Raw genomic sequence first — 16,582 nt, forward strand, 5'->3', positions numbered from 1 at the left:
TACGCCGGCTCCCGTCCGGGGCTCGCCCCTCCCCCCTTGAACCTTCCTGACACTTGTGCGCACCCTTATGACTTGTCGCAAAACAAGAATAAGGAACCGTCATGTTCGATATCAGCACTTTTCCGAAAGCCGATGCCGTCCGCCGGGCGGCACAAATGAGTCAGGACGACTACCACCACCTCTACCGTCAATCCATTGAGCAACCGGATCTGTTCTGGGCCGAGCAGGCCAAGCGTTTCCTGCACTGGAGCAGCCCCTGGGACAGCGTGCACAGCCACGATATCCGCACCGGTGAAGCCAGCTGGTTCCGCGGCGGCCAGCTCAACGTCAGCTACAACTGCATTGATCGTCACCTGGAAAAACGCAGCGATCAGGCAGCGATCATCTGGGAAGGCGACAACCCTGCCGACTCCCTGCGTATCACCTACCAGCAACTCCACGAGCATGTCTGCCGCCTGGCCAACGTCCTCAAAAGCCGCGGCGTGAAGAAAGGCGACCGGGTGTGTATCTACATGCCGATGATTCCCGAAGCAGCCTACGCCATGCTCGCCTGCACGCGGATCGGCGCCGTGCATTCGGTGGTGTTCGGCGGCTTCTCCCCGGAAGCCCTGCGCGACCGGATTCTCAACGCCGACTGTCGCACCGTGATCACCGCCGATGAGGGTGTGCGGGGCGGTAAACTGGTCCCGCTGAAGAGTAACGTCGACAAGGCCCTGCTCAGTTGCCCGGACGTCAGCAGCGTGGTGGTGGTCGAGCGCACCCACAATCCAATGAACTGGGTGCAGGACCGCGACGTTCAGTATCACCAGGCCGTAGCCGCCGCCAGCAATCAATGCGCCCCCGAGCCCATGGACGCCGAAGACCCACTGTTTATCCTCTACACCTCCGGCAGCACCGGCAAGCCCAAAGGCGTGCTGCACACCACTGGCGGCTACTTGCTGCAGGCCGCCATGACCTTCAAGTACGTATTGGACTATCGCGACGGCGAAGTCTTCTGGTGCACCGCCGACGTCGGTTGGGTCACCGGTCACAGCTATATCCTCTACGGGCCACTGGCCAATGGCGCCACCACACTGATCTTCGAAGGCGTGCCCAACTACCCGAGCACCTCGCGCTTCTGGGAGGTGGTGGACAAGCATCAGGTAAACATCTTCTACACCGCCCCCACCGCCTTGCGCGCACTGATGCGCGAAGGCAGCGAACCGCTGCAACATACCTCCCGCGCCAGCCTGCGCTTGCTGGGCAGCGTCGGCGAGCCGATCAACCCGGAAGCCTGGGAGTGGTATTTCAATACGGTGGGTGAGCAACGCTGTCCGATTGTCGACACCTGGTGGCAGACCGAAACCGGCGGCATCATGCTCAGCCCCCTGGTCAGCGCCCGGCAAGTCAAACCCGGCTGCGCCTCGACCCCGATGTTTGGCGTACAACCGGTGCTGCTGGACGATCAGGGCAAAGAGATCCACGGCGTCGGTAGTGGCATCCTGGCAATCAAGGCCAGTTGGCCGGCGCAGATCCGCAGTGTCTATGGCGACCCGAAACGCATGATCGAAACCTACTTCGCGCCCTACCCCGGCTACTACTTCACTGGCGATGGCGCACGTCGCGATGAGGACGGCAGCTACTGGATCACTGGACGTATCGATGACGTGATCAACGTCTCCGGGCACCGCATCGGTACCGCCGAGGTGGAAAGCGCCCTGGTGCTCCACGACAGCATTGCCGAAGCGGCGGTGGTGGGTTACCCACATGACCTCAAGGGCCAGGGGATCTACGCCTTTGTCACGCCGATGCAGGGCGTCGAACCCGATGAGGAACTGAAGAAGGAGCTGCTGGCCCTGGTCAGCCGCGAGATCGGCAGTTTTGCCAAGCCGGAATTGATCCAGTGGGCACCCGCCCTGCCGAAAACTCGCTCTGGCAAGATCATGCGGCGTATCCTGCGCAAGATCGCCTGCAACGAACTCGATAGCCTGGGTGACACCTCGACCCTGGCAGACCCCAGCGTAGTGGAAGGTCTGATCGACAAGCGCCTGAACGCTTGAAACCGGCGCGGCGATGGCCGCGCCCCTTTTTCCAATATCCGCACCGAGCTGTCATGGAATTCATTCGCAGCCGTATCGAAAAGCAGGTCATGAGTTTGTCTGGCCTGTCCCTGGGTCAGCTCGACCTGGAAAATCCCAAGGGTGATCCTGGCCTGTTCGGACCGGAGTCAGTCAGTTGGCAAGTACACGCCGACTTCGGCAGCATGTTGATTGGCGGCATCAGCGCCCTGCTGATGCAAGCCCTGCACCCACTGGCCCTGGCCGGAGTCTGGGATCACTCGAATTTTCGCCAGGACATGATCGGTCGTCTGCGCCGTACGGGGCAGTTCATTTCCGGCACCACTTTCGGTTCGCGCCAGGACGCCGAGTGGCTCATCGACAAGGTACGCACCATTCACCTGCAGGTTGTCGGCACGGCTCCCGATGGCCGGCCTTATGCCGCCAGCGACCCGGACTTGCTGACATGGGTGCATGTGGCGGAAGTCAGCAGTTTTCTTGCTGCTCACCTGCGCTACCTCAACCCCCATCTGTCGGGGGCTGACCAGGATCGCTACTACAACGAGATTGCCCTGATTGCCGAACGCCTCGGCGCCCGCGATGTACCACGCTCACGACAAGCCGTGGCCGATTACCTGCAAGCCATGCGCAGGCAATTGCTCTGTGACGAACGCAGCCGCGAAGTACTGCGCCTGCTGCTCGCGGCTCCCGCCCCTAGCCGCCTGGCCAAACCCTTTGGTGCCTTGATGATGCAGGCGGGTATCGACCTGCTGCCGGACTGGGCCAGCGCCATGCTCGAGGTCAACCAGAACCCGCTGCAACGCCAGTTGATTCGTGCCAGCGTCAAGCGCAGTACACCGATGCTGCGCTGGGCAGTACGCGACAGTTCAGTGCATCGGGCAAAACGGCGCATGGGGCTGTAAGGCGTCGGCTTGCCAACACAAGCTCACCTGCGCCGGTCAACCGAACGCCATCCGGCCACTCCTACAACAGGCACGACGCTGGTAGACTGCGGCGCCTTATTCCTCTGCTCCAAGGCGCCCTGCATGTCTTCCTTGAATCAGGCGCTGCGCGCCGCCCTCGATCACCGTCAGGAACTGCTCGCCGAACTGCATCAGCAGGGCACTGACTGCTACCGCCTGTTCCATGGCAGCCAGGAAGGTGCCGGCGGCCTGACCATCGACCGCTATGGGCCACAACTGCTGGTGCAAAGCTTTCACCAGGCCCTGGAACGCGACGCCTTGCTGCAACTGCACGAGACCATCAATCAACGGCTGAACCTGTCCACCCTGCTGGTCTACAACGATCGCTCCCGGGGCAACTCGCGTATCGACCGTGAAGACTCGGTGTACCACGCTGAAGAGCACGCTCTGGAAGATCTCGTCGGCCACGAGTGGGGCTTGAACTACCGGGTCCGCGGGCGGCATGCCGGGCAGGACCCGCTGTTGTTTCTCGACCTGCGCAACGCCCGCGGTTGGGTCAAGCAGCACAGTGCTGGCAAAAGCGTGCTCAACCTCTTCGCCTATACCTGCGGTGTCGGCCTCAGTGCCGCAGCCGGGGGAGCCCGGGAGGTCTGCAACCTGGACTTCGCCGAAGGCAACCTCGCGGTCGGACGAGAAAACGGCCAGCTCAACCCGCAGTTGCCCGAGATGCAGTTCGTACAATCAGACTACTTTCCGGCCATCCGCCAACTGGCCGGCCTGCCCATCAGCCAGCGGCGTGGGCAGAAGCTGCCCAGCTATCCGCTCCTTGAACAACGCCAATACGACCTGGTACTGCTGGACCCGCCCGCCTGGGCCAAGAGCGCATTCGGCACCGTCGACCTGTTGCGCGACTACCAGAGCTTGCTGAAACCAGCGTTGCTGGCGACGGCAGAGGATGGCGTACTGATCTGCTGTAACAACCTGGCCAAGGTCTCGATGCAGGACTGGCGCGAACAGGTGCTGCGCTGCGCCGACAAAGCCGGGCGGCCAGTACGTGAATGCCAGGTCCTGGCCCCAGCTGCGGACTTTCCTTCCCAGGATGGCCAGCCGCCGCTGAAAACCCTGATCCTGCAACTTTGACCAAGGGTAAGAAATCTGAACAATCCTGAAGACTGTGATGGTTTCGGAACCGTAAACGCGTGCCATACTCCAAGGCACTTCCGATTCAGATAGATGAAGCCTCGCATGACCAAAGGATTGATTCGCGCTCTCGGCGCCTTGTTGACCGCTCTCGCCCTTTACAGTCTGCTGGGCTTTCTAATATTGCCGGGCATCGCCTTGCGGGTGGCCAATCAGCAACTGGCCAACTACGCCACGACCCCGGCCCATATCCAGCGCATCGAACTCAACCCCTTCAGTCTGGAGCTGACTCTCTGGGGCCTGTCTATCGGAGAGCCAGGCAAGGAACAAGTGGCATTCGAACGCCTCTATGCCAACCTTCAGCTGGACAGCCTCTGGACCCGTGCGCTGCACCTGGCAGACATCGAGCTGGACCAACCCAAGACCGAGATCCTCTTCGACAAGGAAGGCAAGCTCAACCTCCTGGCCCTGTTCAAGCTGCCCGCCAGCGAGCCAACCCCGAGCGATCCCAACGCCAAGCCGTTCCCGGTACGCATCGAGCGTATCAAGCTGGCTGGCGGCTACCTGCACTTTCAGGACCTGCGCCCTAGCGAGCCCATCGAGTTCATCTACAACAAGCTCGAATTCGAACTGAAGAACCTCAGCACCCTGCCTGATGACAGCGCCGATATGACCCTGGTGGCTACCGGCCCCGAAGGCGGCCAGATCGACTGGAGCGGCAACTTCAGCGTCACCCCGCTGACTTCCGAAGGCACCTTGAAAGTCACCGACGGCAAGATGAAAGCCTGGTGGCCCTATGTTCGCGATGCAGTGCCGCTGGTACTGGAAGACGGCGTAGTGAACCTCAGTACCCACTACAAGTTCAGCCTGGCCAAGGAAACCGAACTGCTGCTGGACAATACTTCGATCAGCATCGCGCCGTTCGCGATCAAGGCTCCGGACGGTCGCCCACTGGCACGCCTGGAACGCCTGGACGTCAGCGAAACCACGTTGGACCTGGCCAAGCAGCAAGTGATTGTCGGCAAGATCAGCAGCCAGAAGCTGGAAACCTGGGCCGCCCGGGAAGCCGACGGCCAGCTGGACTGGCAGAAACTCTTTGCCAGCCAACCAGCCAAGCCTGCAACAGCGTCTCAACCAGCCACTGCCGAGAGCCCCAAGGAACCGGCAGCGCCGAGCAAGCCCTGGCAGGTGCTGCTCAAGGACGTAGAACTGCGCAATTATCAGGTGCACCTGGCCGATCGTCAGGCCAAACCGGCCGTGGCCCTGGAACTCGGTCCACTGAACCTGGACCTGAAGAACTTCGATAGCCTCAACCAGTCGCCCTTCACTCTCAAGCTCGACACCGGCCTGGGTAAACAAGGCAAGGTCAGCGCCAGCGGCGAGGTCAATCTCAACCCCATCACCGCAAAGCTCAAGGTGCAGACCAAGGACATCGACCTGCGTGTCGCCCAGTCCTACATCAGCCCGTTCATTCGCCTGGAACTGCGTAGCGGCATGCTCGGCAGCGATCTGGCGGTGGACTTGAAGAAGGTCGAGCCGCTGACCTTCAGCGTCACCGGCCGGGCCGAGGTGGAGCAGTTGCACACCCTGGATACTCTCAAGACCCGCGACTTCGTAAAGTGGAAGCAGGTGGTGGTAGAAGGCCTGAACTATCAGCACGGTGACAGCCTGAGCATCAGCCGGGTCAACCTGACCCAGCCCTACGCACGCTTCATCATCAACGATGACCGCACCACCAATATCGATGACCTGCTGATTCCCCAACCCGAGAGCAGCAAGCCCGCAGCGAAGCCGGCCCCGAGCACCAGCAAGGCGCTGGGCATCCACATCGGTGAAATCGCCATCAACGACGGTTCAGCCAATTTCGCCGACCTCAGCCTGACACCGAACTTCGCTACTGCCGTCCAGCAGCTCAACGGGCATGTCGGCACCATCGACAGCCGCCAGGCCAAACCGGCGGAAGTGGACGTCAAGGGCAAGGTCGACCGTTATGCACCGGTGACCATCAAGGGCAGCGTGAACCCCTTCGACCCAATGGCCGCCCTGGACATTGCCACCAGTTTCAAACGGGTAGAGCTGACCACCCTGACGCCCTACTCCGGGAAGTTCGCCGGTTTCCGCATTCGCAAAGGCCGACTCAACCTCGATCTGCACTACATGATCACCAATGGCCAACTCAAGGCCGAGAACAAACTGGTGGTAGAGCAACTGCAACTGGGGGAAAAGGTCGATAGCCCGGACGCCGTGGACCTGCCAATCCGTCTGGCGGTGGCCTTGCTGAAAGACACCGACGGCAAGATTTCCATCGAGCTGCCCATCTCTGGCGACTTGAACAACCCACAGTTCAGCGTCATGCCGATTGTCTGGCAGACCCTGCGCAACTTGGTACTGCGCGCGGCCGAGGCACCGTTCAAGTTCATCGGCGGCCTGATCACTGGTGGCGGCTCGGAAGATCTGAGCAATGTGTCCTTCGCCCCAGGTTCCAGCGAACTGAGCAAGGAATCCGAGTCGGCCCTGACCACCTTGGCCAAGGCCCTCAAGGAGCGTCCGGCCCTGCGCCTGGAGATCGAAGGCACCAGCGCCCAGAGCAGCGATGGCCCACTGATCGCCCAGCAGCGCCTGGAGCGGGAATACCAGTACAACTACTACAAGATTCTGCAACGGCGCGGCGACAAGGTCCCGGCCCAGGCGTCCTTGTTGCAGGTACCCGAAGGCGAGAAAGCCCCGTTGCTGGAAGGCATCTACCGCACCCGCTTGAAACAGCAGCCTCCTGCCGAATGGACCCAGCTCAGCCGTGACGAGCGCACTGCCAAGCTGCGTGAAGGCCTGATCAAGTTCTGGAGCGGCAGTGACGTGTTGCTGCGCCAGCTGGGCCAGGAGCGGGCCAGTAGCATCAAGGACTTCCTGGTGGACAAAGGCCAGTTGGCCGACGACCGGGTCTACTTCATCGATGCCAACCTGGGCCAGGCCGAAAGCGATGGCAAGGTAATCACCCCGCTGCATCTGGATAGCGAATGAGGTGTACACCAGGCTCAAGCGAGCATGGTCATGTATTTCCTCCGCCCAATAGAACAGGCCCCGACACAATGTGCCGGGGCCTGTAATGATCACATCCTTGTGATCGTCCGCATGAACCCATTAAAGAAGCGGCAGACGTATCGCTCAACTCGTCTGCCGCCCCCTCTCCCTGTCCAGGCGAGAAGCTTGTGGATTACTCGGCTTTCAGGCCATCAGCGGATACCGCCTTCACGCCTTTGATTTTCTTGGTGATCGCCACTGCAGTAGCTTTTTGCGACTCGGTGATGGCGACAGTGGACGACAACGACACGACGCCCTTGTTGGTTTCGACCTTGATATCGGTGCCAGGAATGCCTTTCTCGGTTACCAGATCGCTTTTCACTTTAGTGGTGATCCAGGTATCAGAGGTTGCCTCTTCGGCCTTGGTCATTTCACCGGCAGCCACAACCATTGGCGACTGAGTGCTTTGAGTGGTCTGCGCAAAAGCTGCGTTGGCCAGAGTCAGGGTCAGAGCGGTAGCAGTTGCAGCAGCGATAGCGAACTTCTTCATACGAGTAACTCCTGTTCTTTTAGAAAGCCTGCGCCGTGTCCTGGCAGCAGGGTTATGAGGAATATTGCAGGTGCTGTGCCAAGTCCAGAAAACAATAAATATTGTTATAAATCAATTACTTATGAAATACACAAAAACCCGGACTCATGCAAAATGCATGACCGCTCGCCGTTCTGCATGCAAGTTGCGGTTTTTCCGCAACCGACTGACAAGCCGGCACCGGCCTCGCAGGCCAGGGCTCAAACCTCATCCACAGCACAACCTTTGGGCACATAGTCGGCCTCCACGCTGGTGCTGCAGATCCACCCCGAAGTCGCCGAGCGGGTCAGCGTCAGGGTCTTGTTCAACACCGGCCCCGGGGCATTGAGGATCGTGCAAGCAATGCTTCCTTCGCCGGAGGCCGCATTGCCCTCGGCACTCATCCGGCAATTCGAAGTCAGGGCTGTGCCACCGGCCAACGTCAGGGTCGGGTCGATCCCTTGGTTCAGCAGATCCTCGATGTTGACCTTCAGGGCCGAGGCTTCAGCCAGCGCGGCAATCACCTTGGCCCGCGCCTGATACTTGGAATACAGCGGCATCGCCACCATGGCGAGAATGCCGATGATCGCCACCACCACCAGCAATTCGATCAGGGTAAAAGCGGATTGATTCTTCATGGGCTGCCTCCTGGCATGAACGAAAGTTGCATGATCAGCAAGGCTTGAAGCACGCCCTGTGCCAGCACCGCACCCGCGGGATACGTGACCTGCAAGGGCGATAGCCCATGGCCTTGAGCGCAAGGAGTCGCACAAACTGACAAATTCCGTCACTCCCTGACCCTATTCGGCAGGTGCTAGGCAGCTAGGCTTCAACAGGCCAATGGCAACCCGACGGCCAGGCCGATGCCCCTGTCGGGACACGTATGGGGAGCATTGGCGATCTATCGCCTGCTCAATATTCGTGGGGCACACCGGCCCTGAAACCCACCGTTTCATCAAGGATCGAACCATGGCGGTAAGAGCACCCGCAGCCAGTGTCTATCTCTGGCAAGGCACCGACAGTCAGGGCCAGACAATCAGCGGCGAACTGAGCGCGGTGAATCCGGCGCTGATCAGGGCACGACTGCGCAAGCAGGGCATCACCCCAACCCGGGTCAGACGCAAGCCAAGGGCCTGGCTCCGACTGGGTCAGCGGATCAAGGCCCAGGAGATTGCCCTGTTCACCCGGCAGTTAGCGACGCTGATGCAGGCCGGTGTGCCGCTGCTGCAATCCTTCGAGATCATCGCCGAGAGCTTCGATCACCCCCAGATGCGCCAGCTGCTGGTCAGCCTCAAACGCGACATTGAGGCTGGCTCCAACCTGGCCACCGCACTGCGCAGGCACCCACGCTATTTCGACGAGCTGTATTGCAACCTGTTGGAAGCCGGCGAACAGGCCGGGGCTTTGGATACCCTGCTGGAAAGGGTCGCCACCTATAAGGAAAAGAGCGCGAACCTCAAGGCCCGACTGAAGAAGGCCATGGTCTATCCCCTGGCGGTGGTCGGCGTAGCGATCATCGTCAGCAGCATCCTGTTGCTCAAGGTCGTCCCTCAGTTCCAGAGCCTATTCGCCAGTTTCCACACAGAACTGCCATTGCTGACCCAATGGGTCATTGCCCTCTCGCATTTCATTCAGCGCCACGGTGGGCTGTTGCTGGCCGGCAGCCTGGCAACCGGGCTGGGAGTGCGCTGGGCGTATCGACGCTCATCACGATTGCGCGCAGGCCTGGATGTCAGTCTGCTGCGGCTGCCCCTGGCCGGCCCCTTGCTGCACAAGTCAGCGGTGGCTCGCTATGCCCGCACCCTGGCCACCACCTTCGCTGCCGGTGTCCCCCTGGTACAGGCCCTGGAGTCAGTGGCCGGGGCCAGTGGCAATCAGGTCTTCGGGCAAGCGGTCGAGCGCATCCGCCATCAGGTTGCCAGCGGCATGCAATTGAACTTTGCAATGCGCGCCAGCGGCGTCTTCCCTACTATGGCGATCCAGATGACGGCCATCGGCGAGGAATCCGGCACCCTGGATCATTTGCTGGAAAAAGTCGCAACGCACTATGAGGTCGAGGTGGACAACCTGGTGGACAGCCTGACCAGCCTCATGGAGCCACTGATCATGGTCATTCTGGGCAGTATCGTCGGCACCCTGGTGGTCGCCATGTACCTGCCCATCTTTCAACTTGGTACAGCGATCTGAACATGTCCCTGACTGAAGTCCTGACCCTTTACCCCCTGGCATTCGTGGTGTCGGCCCTAGTACTGGGACTGATCATCGGCAGCTTTCTCAACGTGCTGGTATGGCGCCTGCCAAAGATGCTCGAACGTGACTGGCGAGCCCAGGCCCACGAAGTACTGGGGCTGCCACCTGAGCCCGCGGCTGCCCCCTACAACCTGCTGCTGCCCCACTCCCAGTGCCCGCACTGCACGCAGCCAATCCGCCCCTGGGAAAATATCCCGTTGCTCAGTTATCTGTGGCTGCGCGGTCGCTGCTCGCACTGCAAGACCGGCATCAGCCTGCGCTATCCGCTGACCGAACTGGCGTGCGGCCTGATCTCGGCATTCGTTGCCTGGCACTTCGGCTTCGGCTGGCCGGCGGGCCTCTTGCTGATATTGAGCTGGGGGTTGCTGGCCATGGGCCTGATCGACGCCGATCACCAGTTGCTGCCGGACGTACTGGTGTTGCCGCTGCTGTGGCTGGGATTGATCGCCAACAGCTTCGGCCTGCTGGTCAGCCTGGAAGATGCCTTATGGGGCGCGGTGATCGGCTACCTGTTCCTGTGGTCGGTGTTCTGGCTGTTCAAGCTGCTGACCGGCAAGGATGGCATGGGCCACGGCGACTTCAAGCTGCTGGCGATGCTCGGGGCCTGGGGTGGCTGGCAAATTCTGCCACTGACCTTGCTCCTGTCATCCCTGACAGGGGCAATCCTTGGCACTGTCATGCTACGCCTGCGCCAGGCAAAGACCTCAACGCCGATCCCCTTCGGCCCCTTTCTGGCCATTGCCGGCTGGATTGCCTTGCTCTGGGGTGGTCAAATAACCAACTTCTATTTGCAGTTTGTCGGTTTCCAATGACTCGCTCCGTAAACACACCCTGGACCCTAGGTCTCACCGGCGGCATCGGCAGCGGTAAAAGCGCCGCCGCCCAGCACTTCATTGACCTGGGAGTGCACGTGATCGACGCCGATCACGCCGCTCGCTGGGTGGTGGAACCCGGCCGTCCGGCCCTGGAACAGATTGCCCGACACTTTGGTGACGGTGTGCTGCAGGCCGACGGCCAACTGGACCGCTCGGCCCTACGCAAGCTGATTTTCGAAGTCCCCGAGCAACGCCGCTGGCTGGAGGCCCTGCTGCACCCATTGATTGCCGAGGAGATCGTCAACCATCTGGCCCGTGCCGAATCGCCCTACGCGATTCTGGTGTCGCCGCTACTGATCGAGTCCGGCCAATCGCGGATGACCCAACGGATTCTGGTGATCGATGTACCGCAGCAACTGCAGATCGAACGCACCCTGCAGCGTGACCAGATCAGCCAACAGCAGGTCCAGGCGATCCTCCAGGCCCAGGCCAGCCGCGAGGAGCGCCTGCGTCACGCCGACGATGTGCTGGTCAACGACCGCGACCACGCCTGGTTGCGCAGCGAGGTCGAACGCCTGCATCACTTTTACCTAACTTTGCGTGGAGGCCAGTCATGAGCCAATCCCTGACCGTCGAATGCCCAACCTGTGGCGCCCCCGTGGAATGGACCGCGGCCAACCTCAACCGGCCTTTCTGTTCTGACCGTTGCAAACTGATCGACCTAGGAGCCTGGGCTGCCGAGGAGCACAAGATTCCGGTGAGCCCGGATGCCGAGGACGACCTGTTCTCCGAAGAGCTGCCGCCCCGCGCTCACTGAGTGCTCAGTCTGACGCCAGTCAGGGCCGCATGAAGCTGTAGTCCTGATCGTCGTCGAGGTTTTCCGCGAGGAACTGCAACTCGTCCGCCAGGTCTTCAATACTGCGCACGCTCTTGCTCTGCTGCACCACCGCACTGAGCAGGGCGCGCAAGCTCAACCCTGGCTCGAACCCTTCCTGCTGGGCACCTTGCAGACTGTCACGCACTTCCTGCCGCGCCCACTGGTAGACACTCATGATCGCACTCCTGAGATTTTTGCCGAGCATGCAGCCCGGCCGAAACCTCGGGGTTGATATGGATCAAGGGCGCGGTTCCTCGTCTTTCCAGGGCGCGGCCAGGTACCGGGTGCGATTGAAGGTTTCCAGCCATTCCGGGCAGAACACCACCAGGGCACTGATCACCATGCCGTTGATGAACGCCTCCGGAAAAATGATCAGCCATAGATAGCCGACGAAGTCTTCCAGCCACTCAGGCATGACGAAACGCTCGTCGAACCACAAGAGCCCAAGGCCACATAGCAGGCACAACAGCGCCGACAGTGCCGCGGCAAAGAACCCGGAACAGAAGATATACACGAAGGGATTACGCGGCTGGGCCCGCTCCACCAGCCAGGCACAAGCCTCGGTCACCGCCACCGGCAGCAGAATCAGCAGAACGCCATTGACCCCTAGCGCCGCCAGGTCCTGGCGGCCCAGAGCCAACAATCCAAGTTGCGCAATCAAACCTCCAACTATCGCCAGCGGCCAGTCCAGCAGCAAGGTCACCGCGGTCATGCCGATGAAGTGGTAGGACACTCCGGTATCGAAGTCCCGACGAACCAGCCACAGCAGGAACAAGGCGAATACCGTACCGAACAGCAGATGCTGACGACGACTGTCGGTGAACAACTCGACCCACGGCGCCCGCCACACCGCCCAGAGCAGCAGCGGCACATACAGCAGCCAACCGAAGATCAGGCTCTGCGACGACAGCAGTGCCGAACTGATCATGGCTGGAGCCGCTCCAGGGCCTCAGCCAACTGCTCGGCGGTAGCGTATTCCTGCCGGCCAACCAGTTGGCCCTCTTGCAGTTGCAACCACAGGACCTTGTCCTCGGCGCCTGGGTAACGCGGAACCACCCGGCCGTCCCGGTCGAGCATCACCCGATAGGGATAGTCACGCATGGCCGGTACCGCGAACATCTTGGCAATCAGTGTCGGCATACGCTGGATATCCGCGACAAAGATGCCATGGCGCGCCTGCAGATAACCCTTGGGCTGGTCCTTGAGCGCCGCATTCACCACCTTGGCCGCGTCCATGCTACGCGCCACCAACAGGACCTTGGCCTGGCTATCGAGGCTGTAGGCCTGATCGTACTGATCGAGCAAGGTCCAGGGCGCCAGACGCTCGCCGATTTCAAGGGCCTGGGCCCATAACGGCAACAGGCCCAGCAACAGAATTGACCAGCGCTTCACGGCACACTCCTTATTGATCGATTGCACGGCAAACAGTCTACACCGCCCCTGACCAGGCTCCAGCACGGTCCATAAGTACCTCAGAACAGCGCCTTCGGACGCTTTTTTCCAAGGCCCTGGTTTTTAAGGTCACATTTGGGCGCTAAGCTTGGGGATATGGATGACTCAGATTTTTTGCGCCTGCTTACCATCCAGGCCGAACAAGCCAACGCGTTCCTGTCCAATGCCCGCAAATGGGAGCGTGAGCGTTGGGTCTGCCAGCGCCTGCTGCAAGGCCTGAATATTCCCTACCGCAATGACGAGTTCACCGCCGCCGGGCAGGAGCCGCCGGATGTGCTGTTTCGCGAAGCCAGCTTCGAAGTGTTTTTCGTTCTAGACGAAGGCCGTCGGCTCAACGATGAATGGCGTGTTGAACTGCAACGCCGACGCAGTGCGTTTTCCCTGAGCCAGCTGGTACGCCGCGAAGCCAAGCCCAAGCGCATCCCGGCCAACGAATTACTGCTGCGCCTGGCGCCGACCTTGCGCAAGAAAGCCCACAACTACCAGGAGCGTGGGATGAACCTCGGGGAGCTGGACATCATTGCCTTCGCAGCCCTGAAGCGCGAAGTGCTGGACCTGAACAGCCACTTCCCGCCGCCCACCGAATACCTGCGCCAGGGCTGGCGCTCGTTATCCCTGGTGGGGCCGACCTTCGCCCGGGTACTGTTCGCGCACCCGGATGCTCCGGAGTTTCTGCGCAATAACCTGGGGCGCAGCATCGTTTTCGACGTCGGCATCAGTTTGTAAAACCCGTCAATCAGCCTTGCGTGGGCATGGCGGAATTTGCTCGGCAATGGTAAAAAAGCCCACTTGCCAGCCAACACCGGAATCTCGCCCTCGAGCCCCACGCAGCAGCGGCTATGCTCCGTTACAAGTGCGGATTACACCGCTCTGTAACATTCCTTCGAGTTGCAACGTCTACCTGACGAGGCCTTTTATGAGCAGCCGTCTGAACCCCGACGACCAACGCCATGTCGAAGAATACCTACAACTGCCCCAGCATCGAGTCGAGCGCCGGCCCTTCCGGCCGTGGATGCTCCTCGTGGTGGTCGTGGTGGTGACCGTCGCCCTGGGCCTGTTGAGCCGTTTCATCAGTTACCTGACGCTATGAGCTGCATCGCGCTCGCTCGGTTGACTGCCCCGATTTCTTTTAGCCTTGCGAGATATCCCCATGACTCATCGTATTGTCATCGTTGGCGGCGGCGCCGGCGGCCTGGAGTTGGCGACCCGCCTGGGTAAGACTCTGGGCAAGCGCGGCACCGCCAGCGTGATGCTGGTGGACGCCAACCTGACCCACATCTGGAAACCGCTGCTGCATGAAGTGGCCGCTGGTTCGCTGAACTCTTCCGAAGACGAACTCAATTATGTTGCCCAAGCAAAATGGAACCATTTCGAGTTCCAGCTGGGACGTATGAGCGGGCTCGATCGTCAGCAGAAAAAGATCCAGCTGGCTGCCACCTACGACGAAGAAAGCGTGGAGCTGTTGCCGGCCCGCGAGCTGGGCTACGACACCCTGGTGATCGCCGTAGGCAGCACTACAAACGACTTCGGCACCCAGGGCGCGGCCCAACATTGCCTGTTCCTCGACACCCGTAAACAGGCCGAGCGTTTCCATCAGCAACTGCTCAACCACTACCTGCGGGCCCACGCAGGGCAAACCGATGCAGTGGAACAGATCAGCGTGGCCATCGTCGGCGCGGGTGCCACCGGTGTGGAGCTGGCGGCGGAGTTGCACAACGCCGCGCACGAACTGGCCGCCTACGGCCTGGACCGGATTCAACCGGAAAACATGCACATCACCCTGATCGAGGCCGGGCCACGGGTGTTGCCGGCCCTGCCCGAGCGCATCAGCGGACCGGTGCACAAAACCCTGGAGAGACTTGGGGTCAAGGTCCTGACCAACGCCTCGGTCAGCGAAGTGACCGCCGACAGTCTCATCACTGCCGATGGCCAGACCATTGCCGCCAGCCTCAAGGTGTGGGCGGCGGGTATCCGTGCACCGGGCTTCCTCAAGGATATCGATGGCCTGGAGACCAACCGCATCAACCAACTCCAGGTACTGCCGACTCTGCAGACCACCCGCGACGAGAACATCTTCGCCTTCGGCGACTGCGCCGCCTGCCCGCAGCCGGGCAGCGACCGTAACGTGCCACCACGGGCACAGGCCGCGCATCAGCAGGCGTCGTTGCTGGCCAAGTCGTTGAAGCTGCGCATTGAAGGCAAGGACCTGCCGACCTACAAGTACACCGACTACGGCTCGCTGATCTCGCTGTCGCGCTTCTCGGCGGTAGGCAACCTGATGGGCAACCTGACCGGCAGCGTAATGCTGGAAGGCTGGCTCGCACGGATGTTCTACATCTCGCTGTACCGCATGCACCAGATGGCGCTGTACGGCGTCTTCCGCACCGCGATGCTGATGCTTGGCAGCCGGATTGGACGAGGCACAGATCCACGCTTGAAGTTGCACTAAGCGCCTGAAACCCCGCACGCCACACTACGCAATGTAGTGGGACGTGCGGGTCGCTGATCCAGTGGTTGCTCGCTTACAAGCACTCATCCAGAAAGCTCACCACGGTCCCCATGCAAGCGACTCGCTCCTCGACATGGGGCATGTGGCTGGAGCTTTCGAACAAGGCCCAGCGGATGTCTGGGATATTCTCCAGATAGGGCTTGACCACCGTTGGAGTGGCTTCGTCATAGCGTCCGGAGATCAATAGGGTCGGTATCTGGATACGAGACAAACGCTCGACAATGCTCCAGTCCCGTAGATTACCCAGGAGTGGGAAGTCTTCAGCACGCTGAGCCGCACCGCCCATCGCACTGTCGCAACGTCCTCTGGCAAACATCTGCACCACCTCTTCGGGCCATGGCCGGAGTCGACAGACGTGTCGCTCAAAATACACTTGCGAAGCCTGCACAGATTCGGCGCTCTGGAGCGTCCCGGCCTGCTCGTGCCGGATCAACACCTGCCGAACCTCTTCCGGCAAAGCTTCGCGTAATCGAAGGGTTTCAGCCTCCCAGGTGCGCATATCGGCTGGAGCATTGGCAATGATCAAGGCCCGCAGGCCCGAGGGGGTCAATACTGCATGCTCACTGGCCAGCACGCCTCCCCAGGAGTGCCCAAGCAGCGCGTAACCCTGACTGATGCGCAAGTGATCCAGCAGGTTGTCCAGTTCCTCCAGAAACAGCTCAACCGTCCAGAATGACGGATCCTTATCCACCATGCGGGTGGAGAATCCACTACCGAGATGATCGAACTGAATGATCGCCCTCCCGCTTGCCGCCACATCCTTGAAGGCATCGACAGTATCGTAGGTGCAGCCCGGACCGCCGTGCAGGATCACCAGAGGCGTAAGACCATTTTGCAGATCCCCTGTCACTCGATACCAGGTCTTGTTGGCGCCGAAGGAGGCATAGCCTTCCTGTGGCGGTTTACTTGCATTCATTGCGCCTCACTCCCTGATGACAATCACCCTGCGTCATTCAATCTTCTGCCCCGCGCCCGGCATCACCGATACGACAGA

At 60.8% G+C, this 16,582-nt stretch carries 17 protein-coding genes; 11 read left to right on the forward strand and 6 right to left on the reverse strand.

Features of this window, described 5'->3' with window-relative positions; all coding sequences use genetic code 11:
* The first annotated feature begins 101 nt into the window (after nucleotides 1-101).
* From acs to GV819_RS27990, 4 genes are all read left to right on the forward strand, one after another.
* A complete protein-coding gene (gene acs / locus GV819_RS27975; protein ID WP_161759273.1) occupies nucleotides 102-2,039 on the forward strand; it encodes an acetate--CoA ligase in 1,938 nt (645 codons plus the stop codon).
* A gap of 53 nt (nucleotides 2,040-2,092) precedes the next feature.
* Complete coding sequence (locus GV819_RS27980; RefSeq protein WP_161759274.1) at nucleotides 2,093-2,959, forward strand: oxygenase MpaB family protein; 867 nt, start codon at nucleotides 2,093-2,095, stop codon at nucleotides 2,957-2,959.
* A 123-nt stretch (nucleotides 2,960-3,082) separates the two neighbouring features.
* A complete protein-coding gene (locus GV819_RS27985) occupies nucleotides 3,083-4,099 on the forward strand; it encodes a class I SAM-dependent rRNA methyltransferase (RefSeq protein WP_161759275.1) in 1,017 nt (338 codons plus the stop codon).
* Between the two features lie 105 nt (nucleotides 4,100-4,204).
* A complete protein-coding gene (locus GV819_RS27990; RefSeq protein WP_161759276.1) occupies nucleotides 4,205-7,117 on the forward strand; it encodes a DUF748 domain-containing protein in 2,913 nt (970 codons plus the stop codon).
* Nucleotides 7,118-7,310: 193 nt separating this feature from the next.
* On the opposite strand, the gene GV819_RS27995 is transcribed toward GV819_RS27990, so the two are convergent.
* Together GV819_RS27995 and GV819_RS28000 are read right to left on the reverse strand one after the other, a co-directional pair.
* Nucleotides 7,311-7,667: a BON domain-containing protein gene (locus GV819_RS27995; RefSeq protein ID WP_161759277.1), complete on the reverse strand. Its 357-nt coding sequence runs from the start codon at nucleotides 7,665-7,667 to the stop codon at nucleotides 7,311-7,313.
* A 239-nt stretch (nucleotides 7,668-7,906) separates the two neighbouring features.
* The gene (locus tag GV819_RS28000; RefSeq protein ID WP_161759278.1) at nucleotides 7,907-8,323 is read right to left on the reverse strand and encodes a pilin; all 417 of its coding nucleotides are present in this window, start codon (nucleotides 8,321-8,323) and stop codon (nucleotides 7,907-7,909) included.
* Between the two features lie 331 nt (nucleotides 8,324-8,654).
* Here GV819_RS28000 and GV819_RS28005 point away from each other — a divergent pair, with 331 nt between their 5' ends.
* From GV819_RS28005 to yacG, 4 genes are read left to right on the forward strand one after another with little or no spacing between them, the layout of a single operon-like run.
* Nucleotides 8,655-9,872: a type II secretion system F family protein gene (locus GV819_RS28005; protein ID WP_161759279.1), complete on the forward strand. Its 1,218-nt coding sequence runs from the start codon at nucleotides 8,655-8,657 to the stop codon at nucleotides 9,870-9,872.
* Between the two features lie 2 nt (nucleotides 9,873-9,874).
* Nucleotides 9,875-10,747: a prepilin peptidase gene (locus GV819_RS28010; RefSeq protein ID WP_161759280.1), complete on the forward strand. Its 873-nt coding sequence runs from the start codon at nucleotides 9,875-9,877 to the stop codon at nucleotides 10,745-10,747.
* Nucleotides 10,744-11,367, forward strand: coding sequence for a dephospho-CoA kinase (gene coaE, locus GV819_RS28015; protein ID WP_161759281.1), 624 nt, complete (start codon nucleotides 10,744-10,746; stop codon nucleotides 11,365-11,367). The genes GV819_RS28010 and coaE overlap by 4 nt, the downstream gene beginning before the upstream one ends.
* Nucleotides 11,364-11,567, forward strand: coding sequence for a DNA gyrase inhibitor YacG (yacG, locus tag GV819_RS28020; protein ID WP_161759282.1), 204 nt, complete (start codon nucleotides 11,364-11,366; stop codon nucleotides 11,565-11,567). The genes coaE and yacG overlap by 4 nt, the downstream gene beginning before the upstream one ends.
* Nucleotides 11,568-11,586: 19 nt before the next feature.
* On the opposite strand, the gene GV819_RS28025 is transcribed toward yacG, so the two are convergent.
* The 3 genes from GV819_RS28025 to GV819_RS28035 form a co-directional block, all read right to left on the reverse strand.
* Nucleotides 11,587-11,802: a hypothetical protein gene (locus GV819_RS28025; protein ID WP_161759283.1), complete on the reverse strand. Its 216-nt coding sequence runs from the start codon at nucleotides 11,800-11,802 to the stop codon at nucleotides 11,587-11,589.
* Nucleotides 11,803-11,865: 63 nt separating this feature from the next.
* Nucleotides 11,866-12,555, reverse strand: a complete 690-nt coding sequence (locus tag GV819_RS28030) for an energy-coupling factor ABC transporter permease (RefSeq protein ID WP_161759284.1) — start codon at nucleotides 12,553-12,555, stop codon at nucleotides 11,866-11,868.
* On the reverse strand, nucleotides 12,552-13,019 hold the full coding sequence (locus tag GV819_RS28035; RefSeq protein ID WP_161759285.1) for an FAD/FMN-containing dehydrogenase: 468 nt from the start codon (nucleotides 13,017-13,019) through the stop codon (nucleotides 12,552-12,554). Before GV819_RS28035 ends, GV819_RS28030 begins: the two co-directional genes overlap by 4 nt.
* A 156-nt stretch (nucleotides 13,020-13,175) precedes the next feature.
* Here GV819_RS28035 and GV819_RS28040 point away from each other — a divergent pair, with 156 nt between their 5' ends.
* The 3 genes from GV819_RS28040 to GV819_RS28050 all read left to right on the forward strand — a co-directional run bounded on the left by GV819_RS28040 (nucleotide 13,176) and on the right by GV819_RS28050 (nucleotide 15,528).
* A complete protein-coding gene (locus tag GV819_RS28040; protein ID WP_161759286.1) occupies nucleotides 13,176-13,805 on the forward strand; it encodes a DUF1780 domain-containing protein in 630 nt (209 codons plus the stop codon).
* 190 nt (nucleotides 13,806-13,995) lie between these two features.
* Nucleotides 13,996-14,169 carry a DUF3094 family protein gene (locus tag GV819_RS28045; RefSeq protein ID WP_043274580.1) on the forward strand — a complete coding sequence of 58 codons (174 nt, stop codon included), beginning with the start codon at nucleotides 13,996-13,998 and terminating at the stop codon, nucleotides 14,167-14,169.
* Nucleotides 14,170-14,229: 60 nt separating this feature from the next.
* Entirely contained in the window at nucleotides 14,230-15,528 is a 1,299-nt protein-coding gene (locus tag GV819_RS28050; RefSeq protein ID WP_161759287.1) for an NAD(P)/FAD-dependent oxidoreductase, read from the forward strand.
* Nucleotides 15,529-15,601: 73 nt separating this feature from the next.
* Here the strand turns inward: GV819_RS28050 and GV819_RS28055 are convergent, their stop codons facing one another.
* Nucleotides 15,602-16,504, reverse strand: a complete 903-nt coding sequence (locus tag GV819_RS28055; protein WP_161759288.1) for a proline iminopeptidase-family hydrolase — start codon at nucleotides 16,502-16,504, stop codon at nucleotides 15,602-15,604.
* Nucleotides 16,505-16,582: the final 78 nt, after the last annotated feature.

The organism is Pseudomonas sp. Fl5BN2 (assembly GCF_009908205.1).
Taxonomy (GTDB): Bacteria; Pseudomonadota; Gammaproteobacteria; order Pseudomonadales; family Pseudomonadaceae; genus Aquipseudomonas.

Coding starts and splice junctions, on each gene's coding strand:
- acs (WP_161759273.1), top strand. CDS start 102: ATGTTCGATATCAGCACTTTTCCGAAAGCCGATGCCGTCCGCCGGGCG.
- GV819_RS27980 (WP_161759274.1), top strand. CDS start 2,093: ATGGAATTCATTCGCAGCCGTATCGAAAAGCAGGTCATGAGTTTGTCT.
- GV819_RS27985 (WP_161759275.1), top strand. CDS start 3,083: ATGTCTTCCTTGAATCAGGCGCTGCGCGCCGCCCTCGATCACCGTCAG.
- GV819_RS27990 (WP_161759276.1), top strand. CDS start 4,205: ATGACCAAAGGATTGATTCGCGCTCTCGGCGCCTTGTTGACCGCTCTC.
- GV819_RS27995 (WP_161759277.1), bottom strand. CDS start 7,667: ATGAAGAAGTTCGCTATCGCTGCTGCAACTGCTACCGCTCTGACCCTG.
- GV819_RS28000 (WP_161759278.1), bottom strand. CDS start 8,323: ATGAAGAATCAATCCGCTTTTACCCTGATCGAATTGCTGGTGGTGGTG.
- GV819_RS28005 (WP_161759279.1), top strand. CDS start 8,655: ATGGCGGTAAGAGCACCCGCAGCCAGTGTCTATCTCTGGCAAGGCACC.
- GV819_RS28010 (WP_161759280.1), top strand. CDS start 9,875: ATGTCCCTGACTGAAGTCCTGACCCTTTACCCCCTGGCATTCGTGGTG.
- coaE (WP_161759281.1), top strand. CDS start 10,744: ATGACTCGCTCCGTAAACACACCCTGGACCCTAGGTCTCACCGGCGGC.
- yacG (WP_161759282.1), top strand. CDS start 11,364: ATGAGCCAATCCCTGACCGTCGAATGCCCAACCTGTGGCGCCCCCGTG.
- GV819_RS28025 (WP_161759283.1), bottom strand. CDS start 11,802: ATGAGTGTCTACCAGTGGGCGCGGCAGGAAGTGCGTGACAGTCTGCAA.
- GV819_RS28030 (WP_161759284.1), bottom strand. CDS start 12,555: ATGATCAGTTCGGCACTGCTGTCGTCGCAGAGCCTGATCTTCGGTTGG.
- GV819_RS28040 (WP_161759286.1), top strand. CDS start 13,176: ATGGATGACTCAGATTTTTTGCGCCTGCTTACCATCCAGGCCGAACAA.
- GV819_RS28045 (WP_043274580.1), top strand. CDS start 13,996: ATGAGCAGCCGTCTGAACCCCGACGACCAACGCCATGTCGAAGAATAC.
- GV819_RS28050 (WP_161759287.1), top strand. CDS start 14,230: ATGACTCATCGTATTGTCATCGTTGGCGGCGGCGCCGGCGGCCTGGAG.
- GV819_RS28055 (WP_161759288.1), bottom strand. CDS start 16,504: ATGAATGCAAGTAAACCGCCACAGGAAGGCTATGCCTCCTTCGGCGCC.